Origin of the sequence: Acinetobacter sp. YH12145 (assembly GCF_013418335.1) — a bacterium.
Classification (GTDB): domain Bacteria; phylum Pseudomonadota; class Gammaproteobacteria; order Pseudomonadales; family Moraxellaceae; genus Acinetobacter; species Acinetobacter amyesii.
In genome coordinates this window covers 20,393-32,571 of sequence record NZ_VPCE01000007.1, presented here as the reverse complement: position 1 = coordinate 32,571, position 12,179 = coordinate 20,393, and the positions used below count along the sequence as shown (strand labels likewise).

Genomic DNA, 12,179 nt, shown 5'->3' with positions numbered 1-12,179 from the left:
GCTCACGCATTTTCAAAATAGAAAAACTAAAAGGCAATTCAAATGAAACTAGAAGTTTTTGCGGAAAATTTAGATTTTCCTGAGGGCCCTATTGCCCTAAATGATGGCTCAGCGATTGTTGTTGAGCTTAAAAGCCAAAGCCTAAAACGGTTATACCCAAATGGTCATTTTGAAATTATTGCTCAGGTGCAAGGTGCACCGAATGGTGCTGCATTAGGCCCTGACGGCATCATTTATGTTGCAAACAATGGCGGAATATCTTGGAAAGAATCTGATGGATTAATTGCGCCAGGCCCGCAGCCAGAAGATTTTATCGGCGGACGTATACAAACAATTCACCCGAATGGTGAAGTCAAAAACCTCTATACCCACTATGCCGATGGTCCCATTTTAGCGCCAAACGATATCGTGATGGATGGCCAAGGCGGATTTTACTTTACCGATCATGGGCAACGCCGTGAGCATGACATGGACCTCGGTTCACTCAGTTATGGGCGCTTAGACGGCAGTTTAGTCAAACGCCTCGTTTCCCCTTTATTTACCCCAAATGGTGTCGGTATTTCACCAGATGGCAAGCGTGTCTATGTATCTGAAACCATCACAGGCCGTGTCTGGTGGTGGGAAATTCAAGCCGCAGGTGAGCTTAATTTATCTGGCCATGGCGCAAATTTATTGGTTGGCTTGGGCGATTTTACCTTCTTTGATTCTCTTGCTGTCGATGCCGAAGGCAATGTCAGTGTGGCAACCATGCCTAAAGGCGGAATCACCACTATTTCCCCGCAAGGTGAAGTGATTGATTTTGTCGAAGTGCCTCTTAAAGATCCGACGGTCACCAATATCTGTTTCGGTGGTGAAAACATGCAAACCGCATTTATCACAGCATCCGGTACAGGCCGTTTATATAAAGCACAGTGGCCGCGCCGCGGTTTAAAACTTCATTATGCAGACGAACTATAAATTTATAAGGAAAAGATCATGTCAAATAATACTCAATTTAAAGATAAAGTAGTTTTAGTTACTGGTGCAAGCTCTGGTATAGGAAAAGCAGCCGCACTCGAATATGCACGTCGCGGTGCAATTGTAATCGGCGTTGCGCGTAGCCCTGCCACAGAACTTGAAGCCGAAGCAAAGGCTGAAGGCTTAAACATTGGTTATATCCAAGCAGATGTTAGCGTAGAAGCCGATGTAGACCGTTTGATTTCAAGCATTGTAGAACAGCATGGTCGTTTAGATATTGCCTTTAATAACGCAGGTATTTCAGGTGTGCATGCACCGATTGTGAATGCTGAATTAAAAGACTGGGATCGCATTATTTCAGTGAACTTAACCAGTAATTTCCTGTTAATGCGTGCAGAAACACGTCAAATGCTGAAACAAAATTCAGGTGCAATCGTCAATACATCTTCAATTGGCGGATTGACAGGTGCTGCAAACCTTGCAGCTTATGCCGCTTCAAAATCAGGTCTGATTGGTTTAAGTAAAGTTGTTGCGATGGAATATGCACCTTTCGGCATCCGGGTTAATGTCGTCGTGCCAGGTTATACCATCACCCCAATGACAGATAAGACTTCAACCATCATTTCAAATTTCAAACAGCATTCTGAAGATGCAACCCCAATGCACCGTGGTGCAGATCCATTAGAAGTTGCTCATTTAGCATTATGGCTCAGCTCTGACGAAGCGTCCTTTGTCACAGGACAAGTGGTGGCAGCTGATGGCGGTTATCTTCTCAATGGCATGCCTTTAACCGAAAAACCTGTCGTTAAATAAATATTTTTTAAAATCGCAACTCAGTCATTAGCGATATCTAGGTTTAGAGAATTTAAGTCACCTATAAGAAGCGCTAATGACGCTTTGCTTTACCCACAACATTAAATTAACAACACACCTAAGCAGTGGAGAAAAAAGATGAGCCATATAAACAGTAAAATCGAGAATACTTTTTTTGCAGAAAATCTAGTTTCAGGCCCTTATGAACGTGTGTTTTTAGAGTCAGGACAAGAACAACAATATATTCGCAACTATATCGACTTATTTGACGGTCATGTCGAGTATCTTTTTAGAATTGAAGAATATTTCAACTTGTTGGTGGTCGGCTTACAGTCTGTGTTGGGTGATGTGTCCTTAGTCGTCCTTGAATCTGAACATGTGGCCAAACTCCCAGATTTTATTCGTGACACAAAAATCATGTTTGTTGTAGATGATATTGAAGCCGTATATCGTAAGGCTGAAAAAAATGGCATTCCAATCTTACAAAAACGCACACCCAATATTATGGGCGCACAAGGCCGTTTAGAAATCGCACCGGGTTATATCATTGAACTTGCAGAAGCGACCAATCAGGATTTATTCAATCCAAATCTAGATGATCTTGCTTTGCCTGCCCCACATAAAATTGTGAAATAAATAAACTCCAAGAGGTTGAAACTAATGCCTAAAGATCTGCACGTATTATCCAACAAAGTTGCTGTAGTTACAGGTGGTTCGAGATCCATTGGCGCTGCGATTGCGAAAAAACTTGCAGATCTTGGTGCAACCGTGGTGATTACTTATAACCAGTCCCCTGAAAAAGCCAATGCTGTAGTTGAGGAAATCCTCGCTAAAGGCATGCAAGCACTTGCTATTCAAGCTGATGCCGCACGACCCGAAGCAGTTAAACAAGCAATTTTGACCACTGTTGAAACTTATGGCGGCATCGATATTTTGGTGAATAACGCAGGTATGAGCATCACCGGAGATATTGAACAGCTCAGCTTAAGCGATTATGAAAAAATGATTGCAGTCAATGTCACTGCAGTATTTGTTGCTACCCAAGAAGCCGTTCGCCATATGAAAACGGGTGGACGGATCATTCATATTGGGTCTGCTATGACAAATTTTTCGGCATTCCCTACCGCTTCGCTATATACCTTAACCAAAGGTGCAATCAGCGGTTTTAGCAAAAGCCTTGCGCGAGATCTAGGTCCTCGCGGTATTACAGTAAATACAGTTTTACCCGGTTCTACAGATACCGATATGAACCCAGAAATAGGAGCTGTGAGTAATATCATTTTACCTATGATTGCATTGGGCCGCTATGCAAAAGTTGAAGAAATTTCTGAAGTTGTTGCATTTATTGCAAGTCCAGCAGCATCATATATGACAGCATCTGAAATTTTAGTGGATGGAGGCTTTACTGCTTAAATGGTCTGAATCATCAATTAGGAATGAAATTGTAATGAACAGATGCTCTATCTCTATATTATTTTAGAACTTTAATTTCAAATCCTTGAATATATTTATGAATATTAATAGGTTAATTTAACAATTTCAGATAAAAAAAAGCAGAATCATTTTGATTCTGCTTTTTGAATTTGGTAGGTATATCCAGACTCGAACTGGAGACCTCTACGATGTCAACGTAGCGCTCTAACCAACTGAGCTATACACCTGAAGTCCAAGCATCATATTCATTTTTATTTTTTATGACAAGCCCTTTTCTGAGTTTTTTAAACTTTGCGTACAAGTTTTAAGCAAAGCCTTAAAACATTGAATATCTTGAGAACTTAGCGCTCTACCTACATAAATTTCCTGTTCAAATAACGTAATAGCTTGTTCGAATGAATCCTTTTCTTGTTCAGGTACATTTTCAGCCAAACGTTGTAGCCAATACCTAAAACTTTCAGAAGTTCCTTTTTGTAGGTTCAAGGGTAATTTCTTTGCAAAATTGGTAATTTCTCTTTCGAGAGGGCTTAAACTTTTTCTTTTTTTCCACATAATCCATATAAAATAAAATACAACAACTCCACCAATACTCAATACAAGTATTAAACCTCCTGCATATGCAGAATTTACACCGAGCTTTTTGAACCATTGTTGTTGAGATTCAGTATTATAACCTACGACCTTGCTTTGCCATTGGTAACTCGCATAATCACTCCATACACGGACTTTTTTCAATATGGCAAATTGCTGATAGGCCCAAGTCGACTGCTTTGTTCCAAAAATTGTACGATCTTGTGCCATATAATCCTGCATTCCACCATTTATACGCTGCGGTGCGATGATGGCCGTCGGATCAATACGACGCCAATTTTGATTGACATAAACCTCTGTCCACGCATGAGCATCGAGCTGACGAACTTCCCAACTTTTACCATCTGGTGCTAATTGACCACCCTGATAACCCACAACGATTCGTGCTGGCACTCCAGCATAACGCATCAACATTGCAAAACTTGAAGCAAAGTGTTCGCAAAAGCCTTGTCGTGAACCAAATAAAAAATCATCGATACGATTTTGTCCAAGCACACCGGGGCTTAAAGTATAAACAAAGTTATTGTTTTGATACCAATGAAATACTTGATCTATATAACGCTCTGGATCCGCCCCACTTTTACCCCATAATTCTTGAGCCAATCGTTGAGACTTGTGATCTAACTGATGTACATAACGCGTATTTAGTTTAGCTAACCACTGTGACTGAACCACTTGCGGAAGCGATGCTATACCTAACCATTTTAATTGAATTGGTTCGGTCCGAGCCGTTAAACGATAAGGCGTAATTCGACCATCTTGACCAAATAGAAATCGTGGCTCTGTAGGCACAGATTGCTCAAGGGCCATCACCCACATTACACTAGGGTCAGCAGCAAGATATTGGTAATTTAAAGTCTTGCTCGGTAGTATTTGTGATACATCAAATTGAGTTGCTTGTTGATTTACAAAATGACTGGTCCATTTAGTGCCATCATATTCATCTAATGCCATCCCCCGCCAATACAGCTCTGTACGTGGTGGCAAGGCTTGAATATCACCGATTATACGAAAAGCTAAACTACTCGACTGCGATAACTCAGCAATATCGCCTGGAGACATGCTGTCACTAATACCTGTTGTGGCTTTATTTTCAGGAATTGGAATGTGCCATAGTGGCGGCAGGCGTGGAAAAAAGAGAAACAGCAAAATAAAGAATGGAACAGCTAAGGCAATAAATTTTCCCACATGCCCAATATCTTGTTTAATCGCTTGTATTTCACCGCCTGAGTTTTGGCTAAAACCAACGGTCTGTAAACGGTATAATCCAATAAAACAGCTCAACAGTGCCAATAAAATAACCAGTGCCATGGCAAAGGACTGGCTAAATAGAAAGCTACTGGCTATCACAAACATCGCAAAGTTAAATAAAATAATTACATCACGACGTGTTTTTGTTTCTAAAGATTTAGCAAATAAAAATGTACTAAGTACTGCAACTCCTGCATCAACACCAATAAAGGTTTTATGGCTTAAGTAAATGCTGAATAAAGCAGTCAATGTCAGCACATAGGTTAAAATTTTAGAAAATGGTTTTTTACTGGCGCGAGTATTGAGTAATAAAATAAGCCAAATGACTAAAAATACCAATGATGTTGCCACAGGAATATAAAGCATTTGTGCAATGAGCACCAAGGCTAAAGTGAGTAATATTGAGCGGCGTATGGTATTTTCAATCATCTCTTAAGCCTGCGCCAATAACCGTTTTGCTTCGGAAAAATGCAGTGCTCCAGTGCCTGATGCTAACTCAGCATTAGGTAAATACAGTGCATATTGATCGTGGTTTTTTTCAGCCTGCTCGACCAAACCCATCATGAGGCTAAGTTTTTCTTCATGACTTTGAGCTGGCATATGGTGATAATGAATCTCCAATTTCTTTAGATCTTCATATTGTTCAAAGACTTTGATATATAAGCCTTGTCCTCGTGCTGCTTGTTTCCAAGACACCGCATGAAGTGAATCCCCCGTCTGAAAACTGCGTAATTCGCGAAATTCATCAAGATCAGGTTCAAAGTTTTGCTGTTGTTGCTTATTTTCAACGGAATGCAAACTGGCTTGTGGGGCAACCCACGCAGTCTGCTGTGCATATAAATACGTCCAGGCCCGTACTAAACCAAAGGGATAAACACTATAAATGTGTATGGGTGGAATCTGAAAAACACCGCGTTGGCTGGTTGTAAAATTTAATTGAAAGCATTGCTGTTGCGTATTGAACAATAATTTATGTAGCTGATTTTCAGTTTTAATCCACAAATATCTTGCCTGTTCAGCATCTTGCTTAAAGTAAATATCGACCGAAAGTAATTCACCTGCTTGCGGTGTATCAACAACATTTATTTGAATCTGTAACGCATGAAGCTGCTTAAAAGTAATATAGAAACTAATACACAGTACAGCACTAATTAAAAAGCAAAAGCCTAGAATCAAATTATTGGCATAATTCACACCTGCAATAAAGGTGATGAAAATTAACACCAAATACAAGTAGCCTTGCTGATAGATAAAGATCAAGACGTCTTTTTGAGTCAGCTGCTTGTGCTGATCAATTTTAAATCGACGTTCAATCCATTGCTGCCACATTGAAGCCAAGGTTCAACTCCCTTATTGAATCGAAACTTGTTCTAAAAGCTTAAAGGCTTCAAGATCTGACAGCCCAATTCGATGAGACACTACCGCTGTAAACACCGCTTGCACATCGTCAGGATTCACATAATTTCGCTGCTCAATCAGCGCATAGGCTTGCGCAGCTTTCTTTAAGGCTAAAACACCACGCGTAGAAAGACCATGTCTCCCTTTACGTGTTTCAGCAGCAAGATCCAAAATGTAATCCATTAAACGATCACTCAGATGTATCTGCTCGACAAAGCCTTGTAGTTGTAAAATTTCTGCTTCATTAAAGATATATGCTAATGCCGCAATCAGATCATGGCGTGAAGTTTGTTGGAGCAATAATTTCTCTGCCTGACGCGATGGATAACCTAAAGACAAACGCATTAAAAACCGGTCCAACTGGGACTCAGGTAAGGCATAAGTACCACTTTGAAATAAAGGGTTTTGTGTCGCAATCACCCAAAATGGTTGAGGCAAAGCATAGCGCACACCATCAACCGTCACATACCCCTCTTCCATGGCTTCTAATAAGGCACTTTGGGTCTTTGGACTACAACGGTTGATTTCATCTGCCAATAAAATTTGGGTAAAAATCGGCCCAGATTTAAACTCAAAATGATGTTCTTTTTGATTAAACATATTTACCCCAATCACATCGCTAGCCAGCATGTCATTGGTAAATTGAATCCGTTGAAACTTTAATCCCGCCAAATGTGACAAGGCGCTAGATAATGTCGTTTTCCCTAAACCAGGTAAGTCTTCAAATAGCACATGCCCGCCTGCCAATAGGCAAGCTAAAGCCAATTTGGTTTGCTGATTTTTATCCAAAATAATTTGGTTAATTTGTTCGAGGAATGTATTTATTTTCGGGTAAAAAGGCGCAAGGCTCTGCTCACTTAAAAGCGTTGATGTAATATTTTGTTGGCTTTTCTCTGATCCCCAAAACACCTTTTATTCCCCAATAAAAAAGTTAAATGAATGACTAACATACAGGGTTTTATTTAAAAATACAGTGTTTATCTCCAAGCAATACCCAGTTCCATACTTTAAATAGATACTCTTGATATTTATTGAATATACAAAAGGGTTGTTTTCGCTTCGACTGATCACAAATCAGCAATAAAAAAAGCGTCCCGAAGAACGCTTTTTTCTTAGATTTTTGGCTCGAGTCACTGCATTAGCAAGGACACTTCTTCATGTCACCACCAGCTGATGGATAACGTGCATCTACACAGTGACGATAAAATGTTTTTGCATCCATCGCTTCCAAATCAGGATGATGTTTTGCCATATGTTCCAAATAGTTTTGGTAATCTGGCACACCCACCATCAGGCGGAAGCTTTGCTGTAAACGTTGCCACAACGTCGCAATACGTGACCAATTTTTCGGGTTCAGAATTAAATCCTTCTGCGACATAATGGTCATTTTAATGATTTTATAAATCACCGTTTTTCCACTTTTTGCAAACTTCAGGTTCATTCATATTCCCCTATTAATGTGCTGAATTTGACGGATTAATTTCAGCTGGGTCACGGTAAATTGCTTCTGCTTCATTCACCGATGGATTTGGATTTGCCAAGGCACGACGCACCACACCAATCGCTGCAAATAACATCACAAATGCCACGATCATAAAGAATGCACAAAGACCGGCATTGATTTGATTCGACAATGCAACCGTATGCATTTCAGCCATGGTTTTCGCAGGTGCCAACAATTCATTTTTCGCAATTGCTGCATTAAAACGATCTGCCTGAGCCAAAAAACCAATCTTTGGATTTTCGTGGAAAATCTTCTGCCAACCAGCGGTCATGGAAGTAATAAACAAGAATACTGTTGGGATAATCGTCACCCAAACATACTTTTGTTTTTTCATCTTGAATAAAATCACTGTACCCAAGATCAATGCCATCGCAGCAAGAATTTGGTTACCAATACCAAATAGCGGCCATAAACTATTAATACCGCCGAGTGGATCAACCACGCCTTGGTAAACGAAGAAGCCCCAACCTGCAACAGCCACCGCTGTACCTAACAGATTTCCGAAGAAGTTATGTGAGTTTTTTACCGCAGGAATCACGATACCCACAGTATCTTGCACCATGAAACGACATGCACGTGTACCCGCATCAACTGCCGTTAAAATGAAAAGTGCTTCGAATAAAATCGCAAAGTGATACCAGAACGCCATCATTGAACGGTTATTAAAAATTTCCGTAATGATATGCGCCATACCAATCGCAAATGTTGGTGCACCCCCTGTACGAGACAGAATCGAATTTTCACCCACTTCTTGTGCAAGTAAGGTCAATGCTTCAGGTGTTACCACGAAGCCTAATGTACGAACTGCTTCTGCAGCGGACTCAACCGTTGTACCAATCACAGCTGCTGGCGCATTAATCGCAAAATACACACCAGGCTCAAGAATCGTTGCACAGACCAAAGCCATAATCGCAACAAAAGACTCCATCAACATGCCGCCATAACCGATCATGCGAATATCTTTTTCATTATTCACAAGCTTCGGTGTCGTTCCTGAAGAAACGAGCGCATGGAAACCTGAAATTGCACCACAGGCAATGGTAATAAACAAGAATGGGAACATTGAGCCTGCAAATACAGGACCTGTACCATCAATAAAATGCGTTACCGCTGGCATTTTCATCTCAGGTAAAGCAAACATGATCCCGATTGCTAAACCTGCAATAACACCAATTTTCAAGAAGGTAGATAGGTAATCACGTGGTGCAAGCAGTAACCAAACAGGTAATACTGATGCCACGAAACCATAACCAATCAACCACCAAGTTAGTTCAGTACCTGAAAGTGTAAAGAATGGCCCCCAGTACGGATGCTGTGCAATGTCGCCACCATAGATAATCCCAGCCATCATCAGTACAAAACCAATGATTGAAACTTCTGCAATTTTACCCGGACGGATAAATCGCATATATATACCCATGAAAATCGCAATCGGTACAGTGGCAGCGATACTGAAGACACCCCACGGACTATTGGTCAACGCTTTTACAACCACCAAAGCAAGTACCGCAAGAATGATGATCATCACACCAAGTGCGCCAAGCATCACGATGATTCCGGCAAATGAGCCAAGTTCTTGTTTTGCCATTTCACCGAGTGAACGACCATCACGACGCGTCGAGATGAATAAGACTAAAAAGTCTTGAACCGCACCTGCGAGAACAACACCCACCAAGAGCCAAATTGTTCCCGGCAAATAACCCATTTGCGCAGCAAGGATCGGTCCGACTAAAGGACCTGCACCTGCAATCGCAGCAAAGTGGTGACCAAATAGAACGCTTTTATTGGTCGGCACATAATCCAAACCGTCAGCTAAGCGATGAGCAGGCGTTAAACGTCGCTCATTCAGTTCAAAGACTTTATTGGCAATAAATAAACTATAAAAACGATATGCAATGCTATACACACAGATTGCTGCAAGGATCAGCCAAACTGCATTGACATGCTCGCCTCGACTGAGTGCTAGTATGCCGAATGAAACGGCACCTAGAATGGCTACAAACAGCCAGATAATCTTCGAAGCCATTCCTGACTTCGGTTGAATGTTTTCCATCTCAATCCCTCATAAATGTTGAAATAAATCAGCTTGATTTTTCTTGTTCGAGGTACTGCTGTTTCTTCCCTTGAAACTCTACTCCTGTTATAGGTTTTTTCATCTAATACTTTGGAATAAAAATTTAAACCAATAGGTATAAAAAAAGGGATGAATCACTTCATCCCTTTCGATAATAGTCTATTTTTAAACCATTATGCACGTTCTAAATAGTCACCAGTACGAGTGTCTACACGAACGCTTTCTTCTTGCTGTACGAATAATGGAACACGTACAACTGCACCAGTTTCAAGCTTAGCCGGTTTACCGCCACCACCTGAAGTATCACCACGTACACCTGGATCAGTTTCAACGATTTTTAATACAACGAAGTTTGGCGCGCTCACAGTTAAAGGAACACCATTCCATAACATGATTGTGCAAAGTTCGTTAGAGTCATCTTTCAACCATTTAGCCGCGTCGCCCATAGCAACTTTATCAGCAGCGATTTGTTCGAAAGATTCTGGGTCCATGAAGTTCCACATTTCACCGTCGTTATACAAGTAGTTCATTTCAACTTCTTGGATGTCAGCAGCTTCTAGTGAATCACCAGATTTGAAAGTTTTTTCTAAAACTTTACCAGTTTTAAGGTTACGTAATTTTACGCGGTTAAAAGCTTGGCCTTTACCTGGTTTTACGTATTCGTTTTCCATGATTGAACATGGGTTACCATCAAGCATGACCTTAAGGCCTGACTTGAAATCATTCGTAGAATAATAGGCCATGACTGGCTCACTCCAAACTTACTAACTTTAATCTATAGATGCTATGGGCTGTAACATGTCATTTAGCAAGTACTGACTGTAACATTGGCTGCCACATGCACATTAATGTGATATTGCGTATTCTAAATGACCAATGCACCATGTCGCAACGAAAAAATCCCCATTAAAGGGGTCAAGCTGCTTAACTTACACTCAGACATTAAAGAACTTTGTTTATACAATGCCCACAAACAGGTAAAATTGCTGTTTACTGAAACTTAATAAATGTTTCGTAGGCTTCATCAGGTGTAAGCTTTTTCGGAATTATTTCAGCTTACACTTCAAAGTTCGACGCATTAATTTCAGCAATATTCTCCCACTCACCATTCTGCATTTTTTAAACAATCGGCATGATAAACTATTTATTTCAAGAGCAAAACTGGCAAACCCAATTGAGTGATTTGATAACAAATCCTCAAGAATTACTCGATGTATTAGAACTTTCGCATGATCAGTTATTATCGGGTGCTCAGTTCGCAGCAGATGAGTTTCGCCTACGTGTGCCGCGCGCTTTTGTCGAAAAAATGCAAAAAGGTAATCCGCTTGATCCGCTTTTACTCCAAGTTCTACCGCATCATTTGGAACTTGAAGAACACGCCGGTTTTGTCACCGACCCTTTAGGTGAAGAGCAGGCTAACCAACAGCCAGGGGTATTACATAAGTACAAGTCTCGTTTTTTACTGACTTTAACCGGTGCCTGCGCGGTCCATTGCCGTTATTGTTTCCGCCGTCATTTTCCCTACCAAGAAAACCTGCCTAAAAATGACGATTGGGCAAACATTAAACAATATATTGAACAACAACCCGATATTAATGAAGTGATTTTAAGTGGTGGAGACCCGCTCACACTATCAAATCGTAAACTTCAAGTGTGGATTGAACGTTTATCGACTTTGCCACAAATTAAATTTTTGAGAATTCATTCACGAGTTCCTATCGTAATCCCCAACCGTGTCGATGAAGAGCTGGTTTCTATTTTAAAAAACAGTAGGCTACGCATTATTCTAGTGGTACACTCAAATCATCCATCAGAGCTAGATGACTTCACGTGCAGCCAGCTTCAACAGCTTGTCAAACAAGGGATCACCGTGCTGAACCAAGCAGTCTTATTAAAAGGGGTTAATGATTCTGCAGAAGTATTGGTCGATTTGAGTTACCGCTTATTCGACGCAGGTGTAATGCCATATTATTTGCATGTTCTGGATAAAGTAAAAGGTGCTCATCATTTTGATACACCAGCTCAGGATATTGATTTAATTTATAAAAAAGTTTTAGAGAACCTACCTGGTTATTTGGTTCCTAAACTTGTACGGGAAATAGCGGGCGAAAAAAACAAGACACCGCTTTTTGGGGCTTCAACTTTTTGAGTTAAATA

General features: G+C 40.6%; 11 protein-coding genes and 1 tRNA gene. 5 read left to right on the top strand and 7 right to left on the bottom strand.

What is annotated here, in order from left to right:
• Nucleotides 1-42 precede the first annotated feature (42 nt).
• The 4 genes from FTU80_RS08825 (at nt 43) to FTU80_RS08810 (ending at nt 3,183) form a co-directional block, all read left to right on the top strand.
• Nucleotides 43-957: an SMP-30/gluconolactonase/LRE family protein gene (locus FTU80_RS08825; RefSeq protein ID WP_180084778.1), complete on the top strand. Its 915-nt coding sequence runs from the start codon at nt 43-45 to the stop codon at nt 955-957.
• An 18-nt stretch (nt 958-975) separates the two neighbouring features.
• Nucleotides 976-1,770 (top strand): SDR family NAD(P)-dependent oxidoreductase, encoded by a 795-nt coding sequence (locus tag FTU80_RS08820; protein WP_180084777.1) that lies wholly within the window; start codon nt 976-978, stop codon nt 1,768-1,770.
• A 138-nt stretch (nt 1,771-1,908) separates the two neighbouring features.
• Nucleotides 1,909-2,406 carry a hypothetical protein gene (locus tag FTU80_RS08815; RefSeq protein ID WP_180084776.1) on the top strand — a complete coding sequence of 166 codons (498 nt, stop codon included), beginning with the start codon at nt 1,909-1,911 and terminating at the stop codon, nt 2,404-2,406.
• A 24-nt stretch (nt 2,407-2,430) separates the two neighbouring features.
• On the top strand, nt 2,431-3,183 hold the full coding sequence (locus tag FTU80_RS08810; protein ID WP_180084775.1) for an SDR family NAD(P)-dependent oxidoreductase: 753 nt from the start codon (nt 2,431-2,433) through the stop codon (nt 3,181-3,183).
• A 171-nt stretch (nt 3,184-3,354) separates the two neighbouring features.
• Here the strand turns inward: FTU80_RS08810 and FTU80_RS08805 are convergent.
• The 7 genes from FTU80_RS08805 to efp form a co-directional block, all read right to left on the bottom strand.
• Nucleotides 3,355-3,431: transfer RNA gene (locus FTU80_RS08805), tRNA-Val, on the bottom strand.
• A gap of 31 nt (nt 3,432-3,462) precedes the next feature.
• Complete coding sequence (locus tag FTU80_RS08800) at nt 3,463-5,475, bottom strand: DUF3488 and transglutaminase-like domain-containing protein (RefSeq protein ID WP_180084774.1); 2,013 nt, start codon at nt 5,473-5,475, stop codon at nt 3,463-3,465.
• Nucleotides 5,476-5,478: 3 nt separating this feature from the next.
• On the bottom strand, nt 5,479-6,384 hold the full coding sequence (locus FTU80_RS08795) for a DUF58 domain-containing protein (RefSeq protein ID WP_180084773.1): 906 nt from the start codon (nt 6,382-6,384) through the stop codon (nt 5,479-5,481).
• 12 nt (nt 6,385-6,396) lie between these two features.
• Nucleotides 6,397-7,320 carry an AAA family ATPase gene (locus FTU80_RS08790; protein WP_373685202.1) on the bottom strand — a complete coding sequence of 308 codons (924 nt, stop codon included), beginning with the start codon at nt 7,318-7,320 and terminating at the stop codon, nt 6,397-6,399.
• A 262-nt stretch (nt 7,321-7,582) separates the two neighbouring features.
• Nucleotides 7,583-7,885: a YbdD/YjiX family protein gene (locus FTU80_RS08785; protein WP_078190160.1), complete on the bottom strand. Its 303-nt coding sequence runs from the start codon at nt 7,883-7,885 to the stop codon at nt 7,583-7,585.
• 13 nt (nt 7,886-7,898) lie between these two features.
• Entirely contained in the window at nt 7,899-10,001 is a 2,103-nt protein-coding gene (locus FTU80_RS08780) for a carbon starvation CstA family protein (RefSeq protein ID WP_180084771.1), read from the bottom strand.
• Nucleotides 10,002-10,195: 194 nt separating this feature from the next.
• On the bottom strand, nt 10,196-10,765 hold the full coding sequence (gene efp / locus FTU80_RS08775) for an elongation factor P (RefSeq protein ID WP_067762759.1): 570 nt from the start codon (nt 10,763-10,765) through the stop codon (nt 10,196-10,198).
• Between the two features lie 389 nt (nt 10,766-11,154).
• Between efp and epmB the strand changes: the two genes are divergently transcribed.
• Nucleotides 11,155-12,171: an EF-P beta-lysylation protein EpmB gene (epmB, locus tag FTU80_RS08770; RefSeq protein ID WP_180004886.1), complete on the top strand. Its 1,017-nt coding sequence runs from the start codon at nt 11,155-11,157 to the stop codon at nt 12,169-12,171.
• Nucleotides 12,172-12,179 lie beyond the last annotated feature (8 nt).